This is a genomic window from Pseudomonas frederiksbergensis (assembly GCF_003732665.1).
Classification (GTDB): Bacteria; Pseudomonadota; Gammaproteobacteria; order Pseudomonadales; family Pseudomonadaceae; genus Aquipseudomonas; species Aquipseudomonas frederiksbergensis_G.
The window spans coordinates 205,066-231,290 of the sequence record NZ_MOBP01000012.1 but is presented as its reverse complement, the minus strand read 5'-3'; the positions used below and the strand labels follow the sequence as shown (position 1 = coordinate 231,290).

Sequence of the window (26,225 nt, the reverse complement as noted above, 5' to 3'; positions counted from 1 at the left end):
GGGTGCTACGCCAGGGAACTCAGGTTCTTGTCGCGCACGGTGCAGTTGATATCGGAGACGATGTTGCCGTCGGCGAGCTTGATAATGCGGTCGGCCAGTTGGAAATACTGGTCGTCGTGCGTGATGATCAGCACCGTTTTGCCCCGATGCTTGAGGTCCGGCAGCAGCTCTTCATAGAAGAACTTCTTGAACGGCGGGTCCTGGTCGGCGGCCCATTCGTCGAGCACGTAGATTGGCCGGTCTTCCATGTAGGCACAGACCAGGGCCAGACGTTTTTGCTGGCCGTAGGACAACTCCTTCATGGTCGAATAACCGAGGCCATCAATCTTGATCTTGTCCGCCAGGCCCAGGGTTTCCAGGTACTTTTGCGCCAGTGCCGGACTGCCCTCTTCTTCGTCCGGGCCGATCAGGCGATTGAACAGGTGGAAGTCGGAAAACACCGCCGAAAACAGGTCACGGAAATCGCTGCGGCTGTCATCGGTAATGTTCGTGCCGTCGAGCAACACTTCGCCACTTTGCGGGATGTATAGGCCGCAGATCACCTTGGCCAAGGTGCTTTTGCCGCAGCCATTGCCGCCGACGATGTAGATCAACTCGCCAGACTGGATGCTCAAATCGATTGGCCCCAGGCCGAACCCGGTCCCGGTGACTTTGTCCTGGTAATGCATGCTCACGGCTTTCAGCTCGATGCTGTCCCAGTATTTCTTGTGGTCCAGCAGCAAGGTGGCGGGCGCCTCGGGTTCGACCGGGTCCGGGTGTGGGTCGTTGATCGAGAAACCGAACTCGGCCAGGCGCGTACAGGCGATCCGGCCACCGGCCAACACTGGCATCGCCCCTACCAGCAGCGACAACGGCCCCATGATGTAGAGCACCGCGAGCACACTGGCGGTCATCACTTCCGGGTCAAGTGCAGCGACCATGGGCGCGGCGAACAGCAGGCAACCGATCAACAACGACAGAGTGAACTGGCCGACGTTATCGGCGGCGGTGTACCACAAGCGCTCGACGAAGTTGAAGCGCGCCACCCGGGTCGAGGACGCCTGGATCGCCGAGCGGGCAAACCAGCGACGGCGGATGCCGTTGAGCTTCAGTTCCTTGAGGCCGAACACCAGGGCATGCGTGTATTCATTGAACGAGGTGAACTCGTCTCGCACCCGGCCGGAGTAGCGTATGCCGCCGAGAAAGAAAAACGTATACAGCACCACACCGACGAACATCAGCGACAGGGTCAGGGCAAACACCACCCACGACAGGTAGGCCAGGTAGGCGATGCCGAACACAAACACCGTGGCCTCGATCAACACCGTGGGCATGACCACCAGGGTGGTGTTCAGTTGCGGGATGTCATTGGTCAACATGGTCAGCACGTTAGGCGGGCCGCGGCGGTCGACTTCTTCCAGGGGCGTGGCGAGAATCTTGCGGCACAGGGCAATGCGCAAGCGGGTCATGATGCGCATGCTGGCGTAAGCCGGGAACAACGCGGCGCCATTGCGGAAGATCAGCGCCACCACACTCAGGCCGACAAACCAGATCAGCGCATCGGTGCGCGCGCCCTCTTCATGAATGGCTTTGTTGATCACGCTGACCACGGCGATGGAAGCCACGCCGCTGATGATGCCGGTGATCAAGGTGAAGAGGGTCAACCAAGGGTGGCTACGCCACATCAGACGCATGACCGAGCCCGGTTTCGGCTTTTTGTCCTTCTTTGGCTTCTTCTCTTTCTTCTCGCCTTTCATTGATCACTGTCCTCAAATGGGCTCACCGCAAGGCATCAAGTGTACGGAGGGTGAGCAAATCGGCTGTCCCGGATTGCCGGTACAAATGCCGTACAGGCGATGCCTTATGTTTCCTGCCAGACCTGGTTGCGGGAGGTCATCTCGCCCATGGCCACGACAATCAAACGCGGCTCTTCATAAGGGTCACGGGCGTGGGCCACGAGCATGTTGTCGAGCATGATCACGTCGCCCTTTTGCCAGTCGAAGCGCACTGCGCAGGACTCATACGCCTCGCCGAGCAGCGCCATGACTTCATCTTCGATGGGCGTGCCGTCGCCATAGCTGACCATGCGCGGCAAGCGGTCTTCACCGAACATGTCGAGCAGGTCCTCGCGCATTTCTTCCCCCAGGCAGAACGGGTGATGCAGCTGCACCTGGTTGAAGAATGCCGGTTCGCCCGTGACCGGGTGCTTGATCACCGCTGGGCAGCGGGTGCGGATTTGCAGGGTGTCGGCGTCGAGCCAGGCGCACTCGGTGCCTTGTTCGCGGCAGCGGGCTTCGACCACGGCAGGGTCATCGACACCAAAGAAATCCTGCCAGCTCGGCTCGACGCCCTTGGTGAAGGTGCGGCTGTAGCTCAGTGCCTTGCGTTCGAAGGTTTCGACCACTTCGGCGGGCAGCAGGCGAATCATTTGCCGGATGTCCACCAGGGGTGTGGCGCCGCCGACACGGGAAGGCTGTTCGCAGAAAAACCATTGCTTGCGCGGCCAGCTCTCCAGGTGAGAACTCTCGTTGTGGTACAGGATCATTTCCCGCTCGGGGTACGGCGTCGAACGGTAGACATTGCGCCCGCCGGCCTTCTTCGGCAGATCGCCGTAGCTGCCATGCAGGCCCGGTGACAGGGCCTCGGCGAAAGCCTCGAAGGACGCCACCGTGTCGAGGCCGAAACCGCGAAACAGCACCGCGCCATGGCGACACAACAGGGCCTCCACCGCCTCGCGCCGGGACGCGGCCCAGGCCGCTGCATCGAGGCCGGCGGCGGCCGGTTCAATCACTGCCGGTAGCGTTAATTCAGCGCGCAATAACGAAAGCCGGACCGCTTCATCCAGACCGTTGTCGGCCCAACCGACCGGCGCCGCGCCAGTTTCAATATTCATGCATAACTCCCAAGCCATATGGATCGATCGCGCAAAGATCAAAACATTGGCACCGGTTGATGTCTGTAACCGCAAACAGGGACATGCCCTGGATAGACCAGGCAATGAGCACCTGTGGCAATACGCCTGCCTTTGTGGGAGCGGGCTTGCTCGCGAAGGCGGCATGACAATCAACATTGATGTTGAAGCCAATGGCCTCTTCGCGAGCAAGCCCGCTCCCACACATTGTTCATCGTTCGCTCCATCTGCACGCTTGTCCCCATTTCCCGCGACAGACATCCGCTTGAACACGGTGCTGAAATACGGCAGCTGCGAATCGCGGTCGGTTCCTCATTCGTCATCCGATGGGGCCGCCACATGACCTCTGCTATCGAGGCCACTGCGCCGCACCTTTCCCCATTCTCAGGAGCGTTAGTCATGCCGATATCCAACACGGGCGGGGCGCTGAACTCCGCGTCACTGCCTCTCAAGCCTGCGGCCTTGCTGCATGAATTGTTCAGTTCCAAGGCCCGGGAATTTCCCGAGCGAACGGCGGTGTCCGACGAAACCCGCGCCTTGAGTTATGCGGACCTGGACGCCGTTTCATCGAAACTGGCGGCGCGCCTGCGGCATGAAGGCGTGACGGACGGCATGCTCGTGGGCCTGTGCCTGGAGCGTGGTGTGGACCTGGTGATCGGCCTGCTCGGCATCCTCAAGGCTGGCGGCGCCTACGTGCCGGTTGACCCGTTGTACCCGGCCAAGCGCGTCGAACACATCGTGCGTGACAGCGCCATCAGCCTGATGATTTCGGCCAAGGATATCGCCAGTGTTTCGGCCAGTGCGTCACTGAAAATCCTCCACCTCGACGAGTTGCTCGCCGCTCCTGAAGTCAAAACAACGGGCCCCAAACTGGACGCGGCGACGGCCCCGGCCTACGTCATCTACACCTCCGGCTCCACCGGCGAACCCAAAGGCGTACTGGTTGCCCACGGCAATGTCAGCAGTTTGTTGGAAAGCACCCAGCGTTCGTTCGGCTTCTCCAAGACCGACGTCTGGTCGATGTTCCATTCCATCGGCTTCGATTTTTCCGTGTGGGAAATCTGGGGCGCGCTGGTGCATGGCGCCCAGGTCGCCGTGGTGCCTTACGACGTGTCGCGCTCGCCGGAAGCGTTCCGCAAGTGGCTGGTGCGCAACGGCGTGACCGTGCTCAGCCAGACCCCTTCAGCCTTCCGTGGCCTCGACGAAGTCGACCGGTTGGCCAAGGATCGCCTCGCCCTGCGTTACGTGGTGTTCGGCGGCGAAGCCCTGCCGGCGACCGTGCTCCGCCCTTGGGTCGAGCGCCATGGCGATGAAGTGCCGGCGCTGGTCAACATGTATGGCATTACCGAAGCCACGGTCCACACCACGTTCAAGCGTGTGCGTGGCCAGGATCTGGAAAGTTCGGCGATGGTCTCCATCGGTCAACCGCTGGATGGCTGGAAACTCAACCTGCTCGACGTCAACCAGGTGCCCGTGGCCCAGGGTTCGACCGGTGAGCTGTACATCGAAGGCGCCGGCGTCGCCCAGGGCTATCTGAACCGTATCGCCCTCAGTGCCGAACGCTTCGTCACGTTGCCGGGCAACTCGACGCCGTCCTACCGCACTGGCGACCTGTTGATGCAAGGCACCGACGGCGAATACCGCTATGTCGGGCGTTGCGACGAACAACTGAAAATCCGTGGTTTCCGCATCGAGCCAGGTGAAGTCGAAGCCTGCCTGCAAACCAGCCCCGCCCTCTCGGCCTGCCACGTCGGCGCCCACGATTATGGCGACGGCGACTGGCGCCTGATTGCCTACGTCGTGCCCACCGATGGCCCGAGTGCCTGGACCGAGCAATCCCGTGCGCAACTGGCCGCACTGGCCTCCGACAACCTGCCGGATTACATGCGCCCTTCCGCCTACATCGTGCTCCCGGCGCTGCCGATGACCGCCCACGGCAAGATCGACAAGGCGCAGCTGCCGTCGCCGCTGGCCGAGACGTCCGCCGCGCCGTTGCAGTCCGGCTTGTCCGAGCAAGAGCAATTCGTGCTGCGGGTCTGGTCCGATGACATCGGCCTGAAAGGCATTGGCCTCAACGATGATTTCTTCGATTTCGGCGGCACTTCCCTGGCCCTGATTCGCTCCTTGAGCAAGCTCAAGGCGCACTACCAGATCAACCTGGACCCGGGTGTTCTGGCCGACGGCGCGACCGCCAAGGTCCTCGCCAATTGCATCAAAACCTCGCTGGCTAACGCCTGATCACCGAAAGGAAAAAGCACATGTCTGAAGTCGCGGTTCGAAAATTCAATCTGACGAAGGAAGAACGAGAGTCGTTCGAAAAGAACGGTTTCATCGGCCCCTTCACGGCCTACACCCCGGAAGAAATGAAAGAAACCTGGAAACGTACCCGATTGCGCCTGCTCGACCGCAGTGCCGCGGCTTATCAGGATCTGGACGCGGTTTCCGGCGCCACGAACATTGCCAACTATGATCGCCACCTCGACGATGATTTCCTCGCCGACCATATCTGCCGCGCCGAAATCACCGACCGCATTCAAAGCATCCTCGGCCCGGAAGTGCTGTGCTGGCGCACCGAGTTTTTCCCGAAATACCCAGGCGATGAAGGCACCGATTGGCACCAGGCCGACACCTTCGCCAATGCCTCGGGCAAACCGCAGATCATCTGGCCGGAGAACGAAGAGTTCGGCGGCACTATCACCGTGTGGACCGCGTTCACCGACGCCAACATTGCCAACGGCTGCCTGCAATTTATTCCGGGCACGCAGAACAGCATGAATTACGACGAAACCAAGCGCATGAGCTACGACCCCGAAAACGCCACCGGGGTGGTGAAGGACGGCGTTCGCCGTGGTTTCTTCGGCTACGACTATCGCCAGTTGCAGATCGACGAAAACTGGAAACCTGACGAAGCCGCCGCCGTGCCGATGCAGATGAAGGCCGGCCAGTTCATCATTTTCTGGTCGACCCTGATGCACGCCTCCTATCCCCACAGCGGCGAATCCCAGGACATGCGCATGGGCTTCGCTTCGCGCTACGTGCCTTCGTTCGTGAAAATCTACCCGGATTCGGACCACATCGAAGAGTACGGCGGCAAGATCAGCCTGGAAAAATACGGCGCGGTGCAGGTCCTGGGCGATTCGACCCCGGAGTACAACCGCCTGGTCACCGAGACCACCCGAGGCAAGAAATTCGGATCGGCATAAGGCTGGTTTGAGCAACGTTGCCTAACAGGAGCACCCTTTCCATGTCCATTCCCACCGACGCCGCAACGCGCCTGTGCGAGACAGTCAGGATGCTCCGGCATCTTGCCGCCCACCTGCCGGAACCGGTTCGCCTGTGTTTCTTCGCCCCGGGGGACGACAGCACACCTGTCGTCGCTTCCCCGGCGGTGATGGCTACAGAGCACGCGGTCAGCCGTGCATTGGCACACGTCGGGGTCAGCGCCGTGCAGTACTTGCACGGCGCGCCGGCGCAACTGTCTTCGTTCGAATTGTTTATCAGCAAGAAAATCAGCCAGGCCCTCGACTTCAGCTACGACGCTTTTGATGCGCCGGAATCGTTCGAGGCGCTGTTGGCGCATTTTGATTTCAGCGGTGCCGTGCCGCAGATTGAGACCTCACGCCTGATCACCCGGGATGGCGTTCCGCTTTCGGTGTATGCCAGCTCAGGCCGGCAACGCCCACCCATCGTCCTCGCCCTGCCCTGCGGCATGCCGTTTGACCTGTGCCGTGATTGGTTTGATGCGCTGAGTGAGCGGTATTTCGTCGTGACCTGGGAGACTCGCGGGTTGTTTGGCGATTGCTCCGACTTCGACCAGATTGGCTTCGATACTCGCTCCCAAGTCGCCGATCTGTTCGCGGTGATGGATCACTTTGACTTGCCGAGCGCCCACCTGATGGGCATCTGTGGCGGTGCGGCGATTGTACTGTGCGCGGCAGCCGCTCATGGCGAACGGGCGCAAGCGTTGAGCCTGTGGCACGGCGACTACAACCTGGGCGATGACAGCCTGCGCACACCGCATCAGCAGAACTTTGAATGGCTGATGGAAACAGCGGCGCAGGATCGGGTTGAGGCGCAGGACCTACAGGCCATGTTCGTCGACCAGAAAACCCTGGCCACCACCCCCGAACCCATCGCCCACACCGTGCTGTTCCCCTACGTCAGCCCGGAACTGTTCTATCGCTATGCGCGCCTCAACGATGCGCTGAACAAAACCGAGTTGCTCCCCATCCTGGCACAGATTACGGCGCCGACACTGGTGGTGGCTGGAGACAGCGACAGCACCACGCACATCGGTGGCTCGCGGCTGATTGCGCAATCCATCGACGGCGCGACGTTGCATGTCGAGCACGACGGCAGCCACCTGGCGTTCTTCGAACGGGCGGCAGAGTCAAAGAAAACAGCGTTTCAGTTCATAGATTCAACACTTGAATTGGCTGAGGCCTAAACCCCCAGACGCAACATACCCCCTGTGGGAGCGGGCTTGCTCGCGAAAGCGGCGTATCAGTCGACATCAAAATTGCCTGACACACCGCTTTCGCGAGCAAGCCCGCTCCCACATTTGTTTTGTGTCGTTCGCGGGATTTGTGGCCGCGCCAAACCCTGTAGGAGCAAAGCTGGCTCGCGATGGCGTCAGGTCTGAGGTACTTTTTCCTCAATGGCCTACAAGGGAGTGCGTCATGAAGAAAATAGTAAGAATGGGCAATCAGACTGATATCAGCGCAATTTTTGATATCCGAACCAGCGTAAAAGAAAACCACCTGTCCCTCGGTCAACTGAAGCAAATGGGCATTACCCCTGAAACCATACGACAGGCAATGTCGCAGGCTCCATGCGTCTGGATCGCAGAGGTCGATGGTCTTCCGGTGGGGTTCTCGATGGCTGACGTCGAGGATGGATGCGTTTTTGCCGCCTTCGTTCGACCGGAATTCGAAGGACACGGCTTAGGGCGCTGCCTGATGGAAAAAGTTGAGGCGTTCCTGTTCCAGCACCACCAGACGATATGGCTCGAAACCGCTGACGCAAGCCGCGCCAGTGGCTTCTATCGACACCTCGGCTGGAGGCCGGTGGCGCACTTGCCGGAGGGTGATATTCGCTTTGAAAAGAGTCTGAAGCCATTAACAAAAGATACGTCAGCTAGATAAACGCCACATGTGACTCCGCTTTCGCGAGCAAGCTCGCTCCCACATTTGTTTAGTGTTGTTCACAAAACTTGCAGCCAACGCCTGCCCCCTGTGGGAGCGGGCTTGCTCGCGAAAGCGGCGTATCAGTTGACATCATAGTTGCCTGACACACCGTCTTCGCGAGCAAGCCCGCTCCCACATTTGTTTGGTGTTGTTCGCGAGATTTGTGTCTGACACAGATCCCTTGTAGGAGCGAGGCTTGCCCGCGAAGACGGTGTGTCAGTCGCCATCATCGTCGCTGACACACCGCTTTCGCGGGCAAGCCTCGCTCCTACAGAGCTGCGTCGGCTGGGGTTAATGCGGTGGTTTCTTCATCCCGGACCAAGCGGTCCAGCCTTCGCATCGGCCGATAAAGCAGCGTGCCCAGGCACAGCAACACACTCACCGCCCCCGCCACCACAAATAGCAACGCCACGCCCCGGCCCTTGCCTACGCCCAGCCAGGCGCCGATGGACTCGACAAACTGCCCGCCCGGCTCAAACCCTGGCTGGAACCAGTGATCGACAATCAACCCACCGCCATAGATTGCAATGCTGGTGGCGGCGATGATCAGCATGCTGATCAACGCAAACACACTGGCCCGGGAGCCGGTCGGGATCTTGCGCATCCACAGCGCACTGACGCCGCCGTCAGCCACGCTCGCGGCAGCGATGGCGACGAACACCACCGCACAGTAAGCCGTGGTATCCGACACCAGCCCAATGCTGACCACGCACAGCGATAACACCAGATCGGCACAGGCAATCAACACCATCAACCGCCCGGGATTGCCGACAAAGATCAACAACCCCGCGCCAGACAACCCGCCCAGCGCCGCCCAGGTGTAGACCACGCCCAGGGTCTGGCTGGTGTGCATCGACAGCAGCAACGGCGTGATCATCAAGGTCACCATCGACAGCAGCGCATTGCGCAGCATGGTGTAGACCAGCAACCCGGTCATCAACGGTTCGGCCTTGAAGAAACCCAGCGCATCGGTGACGTTGTTCAGCGCGCCGCGCATCACCGATCCTGCACTCGCGCCGCCGGCATCGCTCATCACAGGCTTGCGTGCATGGGCAAACGCCTTGATCACCAGCAAGGTGCCGGAGCAGAAGGTAATCAGGTCAATCGCAACAATCGTCACCAGCCCGGCCTGGGCCATGAGAATCCCCGCCAGCAGCGGCCCCACCAGTGCCGAGGCGTTCTTGCTGATGCCCATCAGCCCAGAGGCGCGGGTGAATTTGTCGGGTTTGACGATGGAGTTGACCGCCGCCTGATAGGCCGGCTGACGGAACGAGCTGACGATCGACGCCAAACCGTTGAACACATACAGATGCAGCGGTTCCAGGCGATCGGTCCACAGCAGCGCCATGACCACGAACAGCATCGCCGCGAGCAAAACGTCACTACAGACAATGATGACTTTGTGGCTGACCCGATCCGCCAAACCTCCCGCCAACGGCAAAAAGATGATCGCCGGCAAGGTCGCCGCCAGCACCACGTTGGCGAAGGCCACGGCCGAGCCGGTGTGGTTGTAGACCCACACACCCAGGGCGAACTCCATCAGCGCCGTGCCGATCACCGCGAGGGATTCGCCCATCCACAGGAAGTAGAAACCGCGCCCCAGGGAAAAGTCTGGTCGAGCCGACTTGAAAATCATCGTTTGACGAGGCGCGCAACGCCATGCAGCAACCGATACGCCAGGGAATACACCACCGCGCCCAGCACCAGCGGGGCCGCCGGGGTAAACAGGTAGGTGCGGGCCACTTTGCGGGCGATGGGATAACGCAGGTCACCGTTGATATGCAGGGGCGTGCCGAACGTCGCGGCGACGGTGATGCCGAAGTCTTCGCCAATGGACTCCACCGCGTGCCACCACAGCGCCGGGATGTACAGCGCATCACCGGGTTCGACCACCGCGCGGCTGGGGCGCAAGGCGCGGGTGCCGGGGAAACGCTCGGTGTCGATATTGAACAGGTAACCTTCGTTCTCGATCACCGGGCGCAAGCCTTGCCAACTGGCGTCGTCCGGTGGCAGCAAGAGGATTTCCTTGGACCCGATCACCTGGGTCATGAACGTCTCGTCGGTGGCATGGAAGTGCCAATCGGTATAGGAATCGCGGTACAGAAAGCCGCGATAGGACGGATACCGCCGGGCCTTGCTCAACACCGGCATGAACGGCAATCCGCCGACGTCATCCTTCATCTTCTCGAACGCCGCGCCTTCGGTGAAACCGCAGCTATCGGCCACCAACGGACCTTCGCCAACCTTCAACTCGTCAAGAAAGTCATGGAACAGGATGTCCCGGTGTCGTGCGTCCGCCTGCTCGGTCAACGCCGCCTTGACCTGCGGGCCGGACCAACCGATCACTTCCGAGACCATCGCCGAACGCACCACCACCGGGCTATTGGGCGAGTTGGCCCGCAGGTATTCGGAGTCGGTCCATTTGGTGAACGCCGGCCAGTGACGGACCGCGTTTTTGATCAGACAGGGACGGTTCTTGGTGACATAGATGCGCATGAAATCGGCTTTGGAGATTTCATGTGCATCGATCACTTCAACCGCAGCGGCTTCGGCGTAATTGGGGAATCGGGTCAGGCTCCAGGGCTTGACCGCGGGACGCTCCGTTTCGGCTGTCATGTTCATTTCAAAGGCTCTCAGAAGTACACCCAAAGGGTGGCGTTCGGACTCTGGGAAAGCATCGATTTGCCTCGAGACAGTCGAGATCCGGACACTGGCTGACTGAAGATTTGCACGGCGTTTATAGCAGCCCCCTCCCCAGATCCAAAGCGCCGCGCCGGTGCGTTGGCACGCTTGTCCCTGCTTCCCATGACAGACAGTCGGCCGTGGATGTTCTAATTTTTTCCGACCCTGTGGAGAGACCGTCAAGGCGCTCGAACGCTACGTCCGCGCCGCGAAAACCGTCCCTTTCCACGACTTATGTTTCGTCACGTCGATGCTCAGTCCAGCCCCTCAGGTATATCTGCCCATCGAACGGAGACGAGCCTTAATTGACTTAGAAACAGGTGTTTCCGATATGGCTTCGTCTACCGATATGGCGCTCTCGCACGATTCCCAAGCAGACAACCAGGCCCACGAACTGGCCTCCGTGCAGCAAGGCATCTGGCTGGATCAGATGGCCCACCCGGAGCTGCCCTACTACAACATCGGCATGGTCCTGGAGATCAAGGGCAAGATCGATGTCGGCTTGCTGGAAAAAGCCATCGAGCTGATCGCCAATCGTCACGATGCCCTGCGTCTGAGCTTCAGCCATGAAGGGGGCGTCGCCCGCCAGACCGTGTTGCCGTCCATCGAAGTCAAACTCAACGTCGTCGACTTTTCCGAGGAAGACACCGCCGCGGGACTGGCCATGGCCTACGTGCGCGAAGCCTTCCGCAAGCCCTTCGACAAACTCACCGGCAAGCTCTGGGAAGCGCGACTGGTGCGCTGCGGCCCCGAGCGTTTCTACTGGCTCAACCGCTACCACCACCTGGTGACCGATGGCGCGAGCGTGTCGTTGATCGGTCACGCGGTGAGTGATGCCTACAACGGTTTGCTTAACGGTGACGACAACCCGCCCGAAGGCCATTCCTATATTTCCTTCCTGGCCGAAGACCGCAGCTACATCGAATCGACCCGTTTCGAACGCGACCGGGCGTTCTGGCACGAGAAGTTCGCCCAACTGCCGCCAGCCCTGCTGCAGCAACGGGTCGCGGTGGCCGGCAGCGGCATCGCCCCGAGTGCGCAAGCCCAGGCGATGATTCCCCGGGCGCTGTTCAACGCCCTGGCGCAGTTCTCCAACGGCCACGGCATGTCCCTGGCCCACGTGCTGATGGCCGTGCTCGCCACGTACTTATGTCGCACCGAAGGCGTGGACGAAATCGTGATCGGCATGCCGGTGCACAACCGCACCACCGCCCGCCAGAAGGCTACGGTGGGAATGTTTTCCTCCCTGAGCCCGATCCTGCTCGAAGTCGATCCGCAAGCCTCGCTGCTGGACCTGATGCAGGTCGTGGCCACGCAACTGCGCAAATGCTACCGCCACCAGCGTTTCCCGATTGCCGAGCTGAACCGCTCCCTGAAGCTGGCCCAGCAAGGTCGCCGGCAATTGTTCGACGTGTCGCTGTCCTTTGAAAGCCTCGACGGTGACATCCATTTCGGCGGCATGCCGTCGGAAGTGTTCACCCTGGACAACGGCTACGAACGCACGCCTTTGGCGATTTTCGTGCGCGACTATCACCCGAACGAAGACGTGTACCTGGACTTCAACTTCAACACCGCGTTCTTCACCCTCGACGAGGTGAAGCAACTGCAACAGCGCATTCTCTCGATGCTCGGCACGGTGATCGAACAGCACGCCCTGCCCGTCGCGCACTTCCCGATCATGCCGGTGGCCGAGCGTCAACGCGTGCTGGGCGAGTTCAACGCCACCGAGCGCGATTACCCGCAAGACCTGCTGATTCATGAACTGTTCGAACAGCAAGCGGCGCGGCGTCCGGACGCTGTTGCGGTCAGCGACGACAGCGGCCAGGTGCTGACGTATGCCGAGCTCAATCAGCGGGCCAACCAACTCGCCCATCAGTTGATTGAACTTGGTGTCGGCCCGGATGCGCGGGTTGCCGTGTGCCTGCGGCGTAGCCCGGAAATGGTCGTGGCGCTGTTGGCGATCCTCAAGGCTGGCGGCGCCTATGTGCCCATCGACCCGGACCTGCCGGTCTCCCGCCGTGAATACATGCTCAATGACGCTGCACCATTGGCCGTGCTGAGCAGCGCAGAACTGTCCGAAACCCTGCCCGCACTGAGCGTGCCGGTGTTGGCGCTTAACCTGAATACCAACGACTTCCCCGACACCAATCCCCAAGTGCCGGGCCTCAACGCCACGCATTTGGCCTACGTGCTTTACACCTCGGGCTCGACCGGCATGCCCAAAGGCGTGATGAACGAGCACCGCGGCGTGGTCAATCGCTTGCTTTGGGCGCGGGACGAATACTCCGTCGACGAAACCGATCGCGTGCTGCAAAAGACCCCGTTCGGCTTCGACGTCTCGGTCTGGGAATTCTTCCTGCCGTTACTGGCCGGTGCGCAATTGGTCATGGCTCGCCCCGGTGGGCATCAGGAGCCGGACTACATCGCCCAAGTGATTCGCAGCGCCGGCATCACCCTGCTGCACTTTGTGCCGTCGATGCTTGAGCTGTTCCTGGAAGATCGCGACAGCCGGGGCTTCCCGGGCCTGCGTCGGGTGTTGTGCAGCGGCGAAGCCCTGCCCCGCAGCCTGCAAAAACGCTTCGAACAGCAACTGGCCGAGGTCGAGTTACATAACCTCTATGGCCCCACCGAAGCCGCCATCGACGTCACTTCGTGGCACTGCCAGCCGACAGATCGTGGCGACAGCGTGCCGATTGGCCGGCCGATTGCCAACATCCAGATTCGTGTGCTCGACAGCTATGGCGAGCCGACACCGATGGGTGTGGCCGGTGAAATCAATATCGGTGGCGTGGGCGTGGCGCGCGGTTACCTGAACCTGCCTGAACTGAGTGCCGAGCGCTTTGTCGCCGACCCGTTCTCAACCGATCCGAATGCCCGGCTCTACAAAACCGGTGACCTGGGTCGCTGGTTGGCCGATGGCTCCATCGAATACCTGGGCCGTAATGACTTCCAGGTGAAGATTCGCGGTTTCCGCATTGAGCTGGGCGAGATCGAAGCCAAGCTTGCCAACCATCCGGACGTGAAAGAAAGCGTGGTCCTGGCCCGGGAAGACGGGTCGGGCGAGAAGCGTCTGGTGGCGTATTACACGACCACATCCGGGGCGCTTGAACCGGAAACCCTGCGCTCGCACCTGCAAGCCCAGTTGCCGGAATACATGGTGCCGGCGGCTTATGTGCAGCTCGACACCTTGCCGCTGACCTCCAATGGCAAACTCGACCGCAAAGCCCTGCCCGCGCCTGACCTCGCTGCGCTGATCACCCGCACCTATGAAGCGCCGGTCGGCACCGTTGAAATCGCCCTCGCCCACATCTGGCAAGACCTGCTCGGCCTGCCGCAAATCGGGCGTCATGATCAGTTCTTCGAACTCGGTGGCCACTCGCTGCTGGCGATCCAGTTGATTTCCCAGGTGCGCCTGCAACTGGGCGTGGAACTGGGTCTGGCCGATCTGTTCGCTCAACCTGAACTGGCCGCTCTAGCGAGCGCCGTGGCCCAGGCCAGTCGCAGCACTTTGCCGGAGATCGTCAGCGTTTCCCGCGAAGCAGCCCTGCCGCTGTCCTTCGCTCAACAGCGTCTGTGGTTCCTCGCGCAAATGGAAGGCGGCAGCGCGGCGTATCACATGCCCGCCGGCCTGCGTTTGCGTGGCACGTTGGACAGCGTGGCGCTGCAACGCGCACTGGATCGGATCGTTGCGCGGCATGAGGCGTTGCGCACCACCTTCGTTCAGGATCAGGGTGAGGACGCCTTCCAGCGCATCGCCCCGGCGGATTGCGGATTTGCCCTGCGCCAATATGACCTGCGCGGTCAGGCTGATGCTGAGGCGCAATTGCAAGTCTTGGTCGCCGAAGAAGAAGCCGAGCTGTTTGATCTGGAACATGGCCCGTTGATTCGTGGTCGCCTGATTCGCTTGAATGCCCAGGACCATGTGCTGCTGGTGACCATGCACCACATCGTCTCCGATGGCTGGTCGATTGGCGTGCTGACCACCGAACTGGCGGCATTGTATGAAGCCTTGCGCCACGGCCTCGACGATCCACTTCCGGCGCTGACCGTGCAATACGCCGACTACGCGGTTTGGCAGCGCCGCTGGTTGAGCGGCGAAGTGCTGCAAACCCAGCACCAGTATTGGCAGCAGGCGTTGGCCGATGCGCCGGCATTGCTGATGCTGCCGAGCGACCGGCCACGCCCGGTGCAACAGGATTACGCCGGCGCCGCGCTGCCGGTGGCTTTCGATGCCAGCCTGACGGCTGACCTGAAAAACCTCAGCCATCGCCACGGCACCACGCTGTACATGACGTTGATGGCCGCTTGGGGGTTGCTGCTCAGCCGCCTCTCCAGCCAGGACGAAGTGGTGATCGGTTCGCCGGTGGCCAACCGCGTACGCGCCGAAGTCGAAGGGCTGATCGGTTTCTTCGTCAACACCCTGGCGGTGCGTGTCGATGTCTCGGGCGCGCCCACTGTCGAGTCCTTACTGGCACGGGTAAAAGCCCAAACCCTTGGCGCCCAGGCCCATCAGGACCTGCCGTTCGAACAAGTGGTGGAAGTGCTGAACCCGGTGCGCAGCCTGGCCCACAGTCCGCTGTTCCAGGCGATGCTGTCGTGGCAGACCGCCAATGGCGGCGAACTGGTGCTCGGCGACCTTAAACTCGAAACCCTTGAGGTGGCCAACAGGGTCGCCAAGTTCGACCTGGCCCTGGAACTTGGCGAGGTCGGCGGGCAACTGCTTGGCACCCTGGAGTACGCCACGGCGCTGTTCGATGAGCGCACGGTGCAGCGTTATCTCGGTTATTTCGAGCGCGTGCTGCGCGGCATGGTCGCGGACGATCAGGCGCGGGTCGATCAGATCGAGTTGCTGGATGCCGGCGAACGCCAGCGTTTGCTGGTGGATCTCAACGCCACCCAGGCGCCTTACCCACGCGCTCACACCATTCATCAATTGTTCGAAGCCCAGGTTGAAGCCCGGCCTGACGCCATTGCGGTGGTGTTCGATGGCGAACAGATGAGCTATGCCGAGCTGAACCGCCAGGCCAACCAGATGGCGCATCACCTGATCGGGCTGGGCATTCGCCCGGATGATCGGGTGGCGATTTGCGTCGAGCGTGGTGCGGAAATGCTGGTGGGTCTGCTGGCGATTCTCAAATCCGGCGCCGGTTACGTGCCGCTGGATCCGGCGTATCCCGCTGAACGTCTGGCCTACATGCTCAGCGACAGTACCCCGGCGGTGTTGCTGACCCAACGCGCATTGCAGGATCGCTTGCCGGTGCTGGATGTGCCGGTGGTGCTGCTCGATAACGCGGAACGCATCGTTGACGGCTATGACGACAACCCGGTGATTCTGTCCCTCGGCGTGCGCCATTTGGCCTACGTGATCTACACCTCCGGCTCCACCGGTACGCCGAAAGGGGTGATGATCGAACACCGAGGGCTGGTCAACTACACCATTGACGCGATTCGCCTGTTCGGCCTGACCCCGGCCGACACCGTGTTGCAACAAAACACCCTGAACTTCGATTTGTCGGTAGAGGAAATCTTCCCGGCCCTGATCGCGGGCGCCACGTTGGCCCCGAGCCGTAGCATTTTCGGCACGTCCCAGGACGATGTCCGCCCAACCTTCCTGCACCTGACCGCCGCCCACTGGCACACCCTGGCCGCCGAATGGCACTACAACCCGGCGCTGGCTCAGGAACAGTTGCGTGACGTGCGGCTGATCAATGTCACGGGGGATGCGCTGTCCACGCAAAAACTGCAAATGTGGGAACAGATCCGTCCAGCCCACACGAAACTGGTCAACACCTACGGCCCGACCGAGGCGACCGTTTCCTGCACCGCCACCTACGTGACCTACGAAGCACTGAACAGCAATGCCAGCATCGGCACGCCGATGGCCAACACCCGCATCTACTTGCTCGACGCGCACCTGCAACCCGTGCCGTTTGGCGTCACGGGTGAAATCTACATCGGCGGCGATGGCGTGGCCCGAGGTTACCTGAACCTCGACAAAATCACCGCCGAACGCTTTCTGCCTGATCCCTTCAGCGACCTCGCCAGCGCTCGCCTGTACAAAACCGGCGACCTGGCGCGCTACCGCCCCGACGGCGGTCTGGAATACCAGGGCCGTAACGACTTCCAGGTCAAGGTTCGCGGGTTCCGCATTGAACTCGGTGAAATTGAAGCGCGATTGGGCGAGTGCACGGGGGTTAAAGAAGCGGCAGTGATCGTCCGCGAAGACGCGCCGGGGGACAAACGTCTGGTTGCGTATGTGGTTCCACAAGCCAATGCCGTAATAACCGCCGCCAACCTGCGCGCCCAACTCGCGCCGCTGCTCGCCGAATACATGCTGCCCAGCGCCTTCGTCAGTCTCGAAGCACTGCCGCTGACGCCAAACCGCAAACTGGACCGTCGCGCCCTGCCCGTGCCGGACGCCGCCGCTTTCGCCAGCCGCACCCATGAAGCCGCGAAAGGCTCAACGGAAATCGCCCTGGCGCAGATCTGGCAAAGCCTGCTGAAAGTCGATGCGGTGGGTCGCCAGGACCACTTCTTCGAACTCGGCGGTCACTCCTTGCTGGCGGTCAGCCTGATCGAACGCCTGCGCCAGCAAAACCTGGTCGCCGACGTGCGCACGGTGTTCACCTCGCCGACCCTGCGGGACATGGCCCAAGCGATTGATCGCGACACCCGCGACCTGTTCCAGGCCCCAGCCAACCGTATCCCCGCCGATTGCACCGCGTTAACCCCGGACCTGTTGCCGCTGGTCGAACTCGACCAGGCACACATCGACCGCATCGTCGCGAACGTCCCTGGCGGCGCCGCCAATATCCAGGACATTTACCCGCTCGTGCCGTTGCAGCAAGGCATTCTTTTCCACCACTTGCTCGGCCATGAGGGCGACACCTATCTGGTGCGCTCGCTGATCGAATTCAATGATCGCAGCCGCCTCGACGCCTTCGTCGCGGCGCTGCAACAGGTCATCGACCGTCACGACATTCTGCGCACCGCCGTGCAATGGACCGGTTTGCCGCAAGCGGTGCAAATCGTCCAGCGCCACGCGGTGCTGCCGGTGCACAGCGTCACCCTCAACGATCAGGAAGACGCGCTGCTTCAGCTCGAACGCCTCAGCGATCCGCGCTTCCTGCGCCTGGACCTGACCAAGGCGCCGCTGCTGTGCGCCCACATCGCCCAGGACCCGCAGTCGCCACGCTGGTTGCTGTCACTGCTCGATCACCACATGGTCAGCGACCACGTGACCCTCGGAATCCTCCTCGAAGAGGTGCAGGAAATCCTCCAGGGCAATGGCGCCAACCTGCCAACGCCGCTGCCTTACCGCGACTTCGTGGCCCAGACCCTCGCCAGTCCGCCACAGGCCCATGAAGCCTATTTCCGCCGACGCCTTGCCGATATCGACGAACCCACCGCGCCGTTTGATCTGTTGAATATCCAGGGCAGTGGCAGCGATGTGTCCCTGGTCAACGTGCGCCTCGATTCCACGCTCGCCGGTAATATCCGCAGCGCCGCACGCAAACGCGGGGTCACCCCGGCGGTGCTGTTTCACATTGCCTGGGCGTTGGTGCTGGGCCGCTGCACCGGGCGCAGTGATGTAGTGTTCGGCACTGTCGTGTCCGGGCGTTTGCAAGGTTCGGCGGGGGCTGAACGGGCGCTCGGCGTGTTCATTAACACCTTGCCGGTGCGTGTGCGTCTGGACGAACAGACCACCCCGGCGCTGGTCGCCGACACCTATCGCGACTTGACCGCCCTGCTCGCCCACGAACAGGCATCCCTGGCCCTGGCCCAGCGTTGCAGCGGGCTGTCCGCTGGCTTACCGCTGTTCACCACCCTGCTCAACTATCGCCATCAGACCAACGACGCATCCCTGACCCACGACGGTCAGGTGCTGGCCTGGGACGGCATTCGCTTCCTCAGCAACGAAGAACGCACCGGTTACCCGATTGAAATCGCGGTGGCGGATGAAGGCACGGACTTCTCCCTCAGCGCGCAAGCGACGGCGGGCATTGATCCGCAACGCATCGCCGATTACATGACCCACGCCGTCACCGCGCTGGTCGAGGCGCTGGAAAACAACCCCGAACAACCGGTCAACAGCCTCGACGTGCTGCCCGCCACCGAGCGGCAACAGTTGCTCAGCGGCTTCAATGACACCGCCACCGACTTCGACCTGTCCCGACCGTTGCAAGCGCAGTTCGAAGCCCAGGTACGGCTGCGGCCCGAAGCGATTGCCCTGGTGTTTGAGGATCAGCAACTCACCTATGCCCAACTCAACCGCCGCGCCAACCACCTCGCCCGACGCCTGATCGCCCTCGGCGTGCAACCGGACCAACGCGTCGCGCTGTGTGCCGAGCGCAGCCCGGAAATGCTGATGGGTTTGCTCGGCGTGCTCAAGGCCGGCGGCGCCTACGTGCCGATCGACCTGTCCCACCCGGTGGAGCGCACGGCGTTTATGCTCGGCGAAAGCCAGCCGCTGGCGGTGCTGACCCAGCACAGTCTGGTGGCGCAACTGTCGGTCGGTGAAACGCCGATCCTGCTGCTCGACGAACAAGAATCCCTGCTGGCGGGCAACGATCCGTCCTTCGATCTTGATCCTGTGATCCCGGGGCTAACCCCGCAACACCTGGCCTACGTGATCTACACCTCGGGCTCGACCGGCAAGCCCAAAGGTGTGATGGTCGAGCACCGCAGCGTGGTCAACCTGTTGGCGACCATGGCCGAAAGGGTCGGCGCCAGCGCCCATGATCGTGTGCTTGCCCTGACCACGTTGGGCTTCGATATTGCCGGCCTGGAGCTGTTCCTGCCGCTGATGTGCGGTGCGCGGGTGGTGTTGGCGTCCCGGGATCAGGCCCACGACGGTCGCTTGCTGGCCGAAGTGATCGCCCGCAACGAAGTCACCCTCGCCCAGGCCACCCCGGCGAGCTGGCGCATGCTGCTCGATTCCGGTTGGCCGGGTGATGCGTCGCTGACCGCCCTGTGTGGTGGCGATGCCTTGCCCGCTGACTTGGCCCGACGTCTGGCAGGACAGGTCAAGCGCCTGTTCAACGTCTACGGCCCGACCGAAACCACGATTTGGTCCTCGGCGATCCAGGTGATCGAACAAGACACACTGGGCAGCCAGGTCAGCATTGGTCGGCCTATCGCCAACAACCAGTTCTACCTGCTCGATGCTCAAGGCAAACCGGTGCCGCTGGGTGCTTCGGGTGAAATGTACATTGGCGGCACCGGCGTGGCCCGTGGTTACTTCAACCGTCCCGACCTGACGGCCGAACGCTTCCTCAGCGATCCATTCAGCACAGTGCCGAATGCGCGGATGTACCGCACCGGCGACCTTGGCCGCTGGTTGGCCGATGGCACGCTTGAGTTCCTGGGACGCAACGACTTCCAGGTGAAAATCCGCGGTCTGCGCATCGAACTGGGCGAAATCGAAAACGCCCTGCTGGCCTGCCCCGGCGTGCGCCAAGCGGTGGTCATCGCCCGGGACGACACCCCGGAAATCGCCAGCAGCCAACGTCTGGTGGCCTACTTGTGTGGCAATCCGGTGCCCGCAGAACTGCTGCGCGCCGAATTGCTGAACAGCCTGCCCGAGTACATGGTGCCCAGCGCCTACGTGCAACTGGACGCCCTGCCCCTGACCCCGAACGGCAAAATCGACCGCAAGGCCCTGCCCGCGCCGGGTCAGGACGCCATGGCCAGCCGTGCCTATGAAGCGCCCCAGGGTGAAATCGAAATTGCCATTGCCGGCATCTGGCAAGACTTGCTGCACCTCGGGCAGGTCGGGCGACATGATGGTTTCCTCGAACTCGGCGGCCATTCGCTGCTGACCGTGCAATTGCAGGCGCGCCTGCATCAGGTATTCGGGGTCGAGATCGCCTTGCGTACGCTGTTTGCGCAAACGACCCTCAGCGCGTTGGCCGAGTGCATCAGCCAGGCCAGTCAGTCCGAGGTCCAAGGGATTGCGCTGGCTTCCCGGGAACAGGCACCGGCCTTGTCGTTGGCGCAACAACGCCTGTGGTTCCTTGATCAACTCGATCACGCCGCCAGTGCCGCGTATCACCTGCCCGCCGCGCTGCGCCTGAGTGGCACGCTGGATCGCGGTGCCTTGCTGCGCAGCCTGGATCGCATCGTTGCGCGGCATGAAAGCCTGCGCACGACCTTCGAACGCCATGGCGATGAGGTCCGCCAATACTTCGCTCCGGCGGACGTCGGTTTCACCCTGGTCGAGCACGATTTGCAGCGCGTGCCGGCCGAAGATCGGGAACAGGCCGTCCATGAAATCGCCCAGGACGAAGCCCACGCGCCATTCGACCTGAGCCGTGGCCCGCTGATCCGTGGCCGACTGTTGCGCCTGGCCGCCGACGAACATGTGCTGCTGGTGACCCAGCACCATATCGTCACCGATGGCTGGTCCATCGCGCTGCTGATCGCCGAGTTCAACGCCCTGTACACGGCGTTCAGCCAGGGGCAGGACGATCCGTTGCCGGCCCTCGCGCTGCAATACGCCGACTATGCGCTGTGGCAGCGTGAATGGTTGCAAGGTGAGGTGCTGCAAACCCAAACCCGTTACTGGACCCAGGTTCTCGACGGAGCCCCGGCGCTGCTGGAACTGCCGACTGATCGACCGCGTCCGCAAGTGCAAAGCTATGTCGGGGCCAGCGTTGCGCTTACCCTGTCGCCAGAATTGAGCACTGCGCTGCGTCGTTTCAGCCAACAACAGGGTCTGACGCCGTTCATGACCCTGCTCGGTGCCTGGTCAGTGCTGCTGTCGCGCCTGAGCAACCAGCCGCAGGTGGTGATCGGCACGCCGGTGGCCAACCGTCCTCGCGCTGAAACCGAAAACCTGATTGGCTTCTTCGTCAACACCCTGGCCCTGCGAATTGACCTGCACGACCAGCCCAACGTCGGGCAATTGCTGGCCCGGATCAAAGCCACCACCCTGGATGCCTACAGCCATCAGGAGCTGCCGTTCGAACAGGTCGTCGAAGCCCTGCAACCGGAACGCAGCCTGGGCCACAGTCCGCTGTTCCAGGCCATGCTGGTGTTTGGCAACACCCCGCACGACCGCACGCTTGAGCTGCCGGGCCTGCAACTGACCCCGCTCGACCCACCGGTGAGCACGACCCAGACTGACCTGACCCTGTCGCTCAATGACGATGGCCAGATCATCACCGGCCAGTTCGAATTCGCCACCGACTTGTTTGATGCAACGACAGTCGAACGCTGGGGCCGGCACTTCCTGCGTCTGCTCGAAGCGATGCTCGGCGACACCGCCCAGGCAGTCGGCGCCTTGCCGTTGCTGGATGCCGAGCAACACCTGCAGTTGCTGGTGGGCTTCAACCCGAGTGCCGTGGCCCTCGACGAAGACCCGGATCGCCTGCCGCAGAAAATCTTCGAAACCCAGGTCGCCCGCACGCCGGAGGCAATTGCCCTGGTCAGTGCCGGCGAAACCCTGAGTTACGCCAGCCTGAATGCCCGGGCGAATGGCGTCGCCCATCGTCTGATCAAACTCGGGGTCAAACCCGACGACACCGTGGGCCTGTGCGCCCGCCGCAGCGCCGACATGGTGATCGGCCTGCTCGGCATCCTCAAGGCCGGCGCCGCCTACGTGCCGCTGGACCCGCAATACCCGCCGGAGCGTCTGGCGCACATGCTGGCCGACAGCGCGCCACGGGTGTTGGTCCGTCAGCAAGGGCTGGAACTGGCGGTGCCGGGTGACCTCGCCACCATCGAGATCGGCAGCGACGAAATCACCCGCAACCCGCAAATCGCCGGGTTGACCGTGAACAATCTGGCCTACGTGATCTACACCTCGGGCTCGACCGGTTTGCCCAAAGGCGTGATGGTCGAACATCGCGGCTTACGCAACCTGCTCGACTGGTATCTCAAGGATCTTGCCTTCACCGCCCATGACGCGGTGCTGCTGGCGTCCTCCTACAACTTCGACCTGACCCAGAAAAACATCCTCGCGCCCGTGATGGCCGGCGGCGCGTTGCACCTGGCCGAGGAACCGTTCGACCCGGCGGCTATCGTTGCGCAGATTGCCGGGTCGGGTATCACTCACATCAACCTGTCGCCGAGCGCTTTCCACGCCCTGGTCGATTCGGACACCCACCATGCCCTCGCCAGCCTCAAGCGCGTGGTGCTGGGTGGCGAACCGATTCCGCTGGCGATGCTGGAAAAACTCCAGGCCCCACGGCCAACCGTGATCAACAGCTACGGCCCGACCGAGTGCAGCGACGTGGTGGCGTGGCACACCCTCAGCGCCGACCTCGACACCTATAAAGAGCAGGCAATCCCGATCGGCCAACCGATCCGCAATACACAACTGTACGTGCTCGATGCCCTCGGGAACCTGGCGCCGATTGGCGTGCGCGGTGAGGTCCATATCGGCGGCACCGGCGTGGCCCGTGGTTACCTGAACCAACCGGAATTGACCGCCGAACGCTTCATCAGCAACCCGTTCGCCGCCACCCCGGATGCACGCCTGTACAAGACCGGCGACATCGGGCGCTGGCTGCCAAATGGCACCCTGGAATACCTCGGTCGCGATGATGATCAGGTGAAGATTCGTGGCTTGCGCATCGAACTGAGCGAGATCGAAGCGGTGCTCGCCAGTTGTCACGGTGTGCGCGAAGTCGCGGTAATTGCTCGCGAGTACAGCCCCGGCCAACCGGACAGCACGCGACTGATCGCCTACCTGTGCGGCGAGCCGGCACCCGCCGAGCAACTGCGCAGCGAACTGCTGGCGTACCTGCCCGAGTACATGGTGCCCAGCGCTTTTGTCCGGCTCGACGCGCTACCGCTGACGCCCAACGGCAAACTGGATCGCCGCGCCCTGCCGGCGCCGGATGCCGACGCATTCGCCAGCCGTGCCTACGAGGCGCCGCAGGGTGAAGTGGAAACCATCATCGCCGGTATCTGGCAGGACCTGTTGGGTCTGGAGCAAGTGGGTCGCCATGACCGCTTCTTCGAACTCGGCGGCCACTCGCTGATGGCCGTGAGCCTGATCGATCGCCTGCGCCAGCACGGCCTCGGCGCCGATGTGCGCATGGTCTTCGCCTCGCCGAGCCTGCGGGAAATGGCCCGGGCCATCGACCGTGATGCCAAGGACATCTTCCACGCACCTGCCAACCTAATCCTGCCCGGCACCTCCTTGCTGACCCCGGACATGCTGCCGCTGATCGAACTCGATCAAGCAGAGATCGACACGATCGTGGCCAACGTGCCCGGCGGCATCGCCAATATCCAGGACATCTACCCTCTGGCGCCGCTGCAACAGGGCATTCTGTTCCACCACTTGCTCGGCCATGCCGGCGACGCTTACCTGATCCGCTCGATGATCGAGTTCGATGAACGCAGCGACCTCGACCGCTTCGTCACCGCGCTGCAACAGGTCATTGATCGCCACGACATCCTGCGCACTTCGGTGCAATGGAACGGCTTGCCGGAACCGGTGCAGATCGTTCAGCGCAACGCGGCGCTGGCGGTGCACGCGGTCACACTCGACGGGAAAAGCGACGCCTTGGCGCAACTGGAAGCCATCAGCGATCCGCGCCAATTGCGCCTCGATCTGGGCCAGGGGCCGCTGCTGCGCGCTTACATCGGCCGTGATCCGCAGTCGCAACGCTGGCTGCTGGCCTTGCTCAATCACCATATGGTCAGCGACCACGTCACCCTGGAAATCGTTCTGGAAGAAATCCAGACCATCCTCCAGGGCCAGGGCGACAGCCTGACCGCGCCGATGCCGTACCGCGATTTCGTGGCGCAGATTCTGGCGACTCCGGTCGATGCCGACGAGGAATATTTCCAGCGCCGACTGGCGGATATCGACGAACCTACCGCGCCGTTCGGCCTGCTGGATGTGCAGGGTGATGGCAGCGATGTCGAAGAAGTGACCATGCGCTTCGACGATGGGCTGAGCCGATTGATCCGGGCCCAGGCTCGCGAACGCGGGATCACCCCGGCGGTGCTGTTCCATGTGGCCTGGGCGCAGTTAATTGCCCGTTGCAGCGGTCGCGATGACGTGGTGTTCGGCACCGTGGTGTCGGGGCGTTTGCAGGGTTCGGCCGGTGCCGAACGGGCGCTCGGGGTGTTCATCAACACCTTGCCGGTGCGGATCAACCTGGCCGGGTTTGGCGCCAATGCATTGGTCGCCGAGACCCACCGCGACCTCAGCGAATTGCTCGCCCACGAACAGGCCTCCCTCGCGTTGGCCCAGCGTTGCAGCGCGGTGCCCGCCTCGTTGCCGCTGTTTTCTTCGCTGTTCAACTATCGCCATCAACTCGAAGACGACGCCGCCCCGGTGCAATGGCCGGGCGCGCGGATCCTCTCGGAGGCGGAGCGCGATAACTATCCGCTGACGGTATCGGTCAACGATTACCAACATGACCTGGGCCTGACCGTGCAGTGCTCGCCGAGCGTCAACCCGCAACGCATCTGCGACATGATGCAACGGGCCCTGGAGCAACTGACCCAGGCGCTGGCAAACGCCCCGGACGCCTTGCTCACGCAGCTGGATTTGTTGCCGGCGCAGGAACGGGAATGCTTGCTGGGCGAGTTCAGCCTGAATACACCAGATGCGCAGTGGTTCGCGGAGCATGGCTTGTCCATCAGCCAACCCCGGGTGTACGTGCTGGACCCGGCTGGGCAACTGGCGCCGATTGGCGTGACCGGGGAAATCCATGTCGGCGGCGCGGAACCGCTCAGCGGCAAACGCTTCGTCAAGGACCCGTTCAGCGCTGACCCGCAGGCTCGCCTCTACAAGTCCGGCGATCTGGGTCGCTGGCTGGCGGACGGCACCCTTGAAATCGTCGGCAGTCAAGACGATCAGGTCACCCTCGCTGGCGTGCGGATCGAGGCCAGTGACATCGAAAGCGCCCTGCTCGCCTGCAAAGGCGTCAGTGAAGCGGTGGTCATGGCGATCAAGGATGAAACCGGCAACCAACGGCTGGTCGCTTACCTGTGCGGTGAACCCGCCCCGACCGAACAGTTGCGAGCTGAACTGCTCACCCGTTTGCCCGAACATTGGGTGCCGGATGCTTTCATCGTCCTCGACACCCTGCCGCTGAAGGCCAACGGCACACTCGAGCGCCGCAGCCTGCCCGCGCCGTGGCTGGAAGCCGCCGAAGCGCTGCAATTTGAGGCGCCGAAAGGTGAAACCGAACAGACACTCGCAGCGCTGTGGAGCGACTTGCTCGGCATCGAGCGCATCGGCCGCCACGACCAGTTCTTCGAGCTCGGCGGCCACTCGCTGATCGCGGTGCAACTGACCCTGCGCGCCCGGGAACACTTCGGCGTCGAAGTCACGCTCAAGGCGCTGTTCGAACATTCATCGCTGCGTGCGTTGGCCGACCTCATCACGACCCTGCAACTGGCGCTGTACGAGTCAGAAGTGCTGCTCGATCTCGAGCGGGAACTGGCTTCGTTATCAGAAAGCGACTTGCTCGCGATCGTCTCCAAGGATGCTTAAA

Annotated in this window: 9 protein-coding genes; 5 read left to right on the top strand and 4 right to left on the bottom strand. The window is 62.2% G+C overall.

Annotated features, from left to right (window positions below):
- Positions 1-5: 5 nt before the first annotated feature.
- On the bottom strand, positions 6-1,736 hold the full coding sequence (locus BK665_RS18500) for a cyclic peptide export ABC transporter (protein WP_123407964.1): 1,731 nt from the start codon (positions 1,734-1,736) through the stop codon (positions 6-8).
- 104 nt (positions 1,737-1,840) lie between these two features.
- The gene (locus BK665_RS18495) at positions 1,841-2,872 is read right to left on the bottom strand and encodes a TauD/TfdA family dioxygenase (RefSeq protein WP_259699625.1); all 1,032 of its coding nucleotides are present in this window, start codon (positions 2,870-2,872) and stop codon (positions 1,841-1,843) included.
- Between the two features lie 417 nt (positions 2,873-3,289).
- Here BK665_RS18495 and BK665_RS18490 point away from each other — a divergent pair, with 417 nt between their 5' ends.
- The 4 genes from BK665_RS18490 (at position 3,290) to BK665_RS18470 (ending at position 8,034) form a co-directional block, all read left to right on the top strand.
- The gene (locus BK665_RS18490; RefSeq protein ID WP_123407960.1) at positions 3,290-5,128 is read left to right on the top strand and encodes an amino acid adenylation domain-containing protein; all 1,839 of its coding nucleotides are present in this window, start codon (positions 3,290-3,292) and stop codon (positions 5,126-5,128) included.
- 20 nt (positions 5,129-5,148) lie between these two features.
- Positions 5,149-6,093: a syringomycin E biosynthesis L-threonyl-[L-threonyl-carrier protein] 4-chlorinase SyrB2 gene (syrB2, locus tag BK665_RS18485; protein ID WP_123407958.1), complete on the top strand. Its 945-nt coding sequence runs from the start codon at positions 5,149-5,151 to the stop codon at positions 6,091-6,093.
- A 41-nt stretch (positions 6,094-6,134) separates the two neighbouring features.
- Positions 6,135-7,337, top strand: a complete 1,203-nt coding sequence (locus BK665_RS18480) for an alpha/beta fold hydrolase (RefSeq protein WP_123407956.1) — start codon at positions 6,135-6,137, stop codon at positions 7,335-7,337.
- 232 nt (positions 7,338-7,569) lie between these two features.
- On the top strand, positions 7,570-8,034 hold the full coding sequence (locus tag BK665_RS18470; RefSeq protein ID WP_123407954.1) for a GNAT family N-acetyltransferase: 465 nt from the start codon (positions 7,570-7,572) through the stop codon (positions 8,032-8,034).
- A gap of 310 nt (positions 8,035-8,344) precedes the next feature.
- Here BK665_RS18470 and BK665_RS18465 read toward each other — a convergent pair whose 3' ends face one another.
- Both BK665_RS18465 and BK665_RS18460 read right to left on the bottom strand, forming a co-directional pair.
- Positions 8,345-9,712: an MFS transporter gene (locus BK665_RS18465; protein ID WP_123407952.1), complete on the bottom strand. Its 1,368-nt coding sequence runs from the start codon at positions 9,710-9,712 to the stop codon at positions 8,345-8,347.
- Complete coding sequence (locus BK665_RS18460; RefSeq protein ID WP_259699624.1) at positions 9,709-10,692, bottom strand: cupin-like domain-containing protein; 984 nt, start codon at positions 10,690-10,692, stop codon at positions 9,709-9,711. Before BK665_RS18460 ends, BK665_RS18465 begins: the two co-directional genes overlap by 4 nt.
- A 397-nt stretch (positions 10,693-11,089) precedes the next feature.
- Here BK665_RS18460 and BK665_RS18455 point away from each other — a divergent pair, with 397 nt between their 5' ends.
- The gene (locus BK665_RS18455) at positions 11,090-26,224 is read left to right on the top strand and encodes a non-ribosomal peptide synthetase (protein WP_221179261.1); all 15,135 of its coding nucleotides are present in this window, start codon (positions 11,090-11,092) and stop codon (positions 26,222-26,224) included.
- The last annotated feature ends 1 nt before the right edge of the window (position 26,225 follow it).

Excerpts from the sequence above, each read along its gene's own strand:
- BK665_RS18500 (WP_123407964.1), bottom strand. The coding sequence starts at position 1,736 with ATGAAAGGCGAGAAGAAAGAGAAGAAGCCAAAGAAGGACAAAAAGCCG.
- BK665_RS18495 (WP_259699625.1), bottom strand. The coding sequence starts at position 2,872 with ATGAATATTGAAACTGGCGCGGCGCCGGTCGGTTGGGCCGACAACGGT.
- BK665_RS18490 (WP_123407960.1), top strand. The coding sequence starts at position 3,290 with ATGCCGATATCCAACACGGGCGGGGCGCTGAACTCCGCGTCACTGCCT.
- syrB2 (WP_123407958.1), top strand. The coding sequence starts at position 5,149 with ATGTCTGAAGTCGCGGTTCGAAAATTCAATCTGACGAAGGAAGAACGA.
- BK665_RS18480 (WP_123407956.1), top strand. The coding sequence starts at position 6,135 with ATGTCCATTCCCACCGACGCCGCAACGCGCCTGTGCGAGACAGTCAGG.
- BK665_RS18470 (WP_123407954.1), top strand. The coding sequence starts at position 7,570 with ATGAAGAAAATAGTAAGAATGGGCAATCAGACTGATATCAGCGCAATT.
- BK665_RS18465 (WP_123407952.1), bottom strand. The coding sequence starts at position 9,712 with ATGATTTTCAAGTCGGCTCGACCAGACTTTTCCCTGGGGCGCGGTTTC.
- BK665_RS18460 (WP_259699624.1), bottom strand. The coding sequence starts at position 10,692 with ATGACAGCCGAAACGGAGCGTCCCGCGGTCAAGCCCTGGAGCCTGACC.
- BK665_RS18455 (WP_221179261.1), top strand. The coding sequence starts at position 11,090 with ATGGCTTCGTCTACCGATATGGCGCTCTCGCACGATTCCCAAGCAGAC.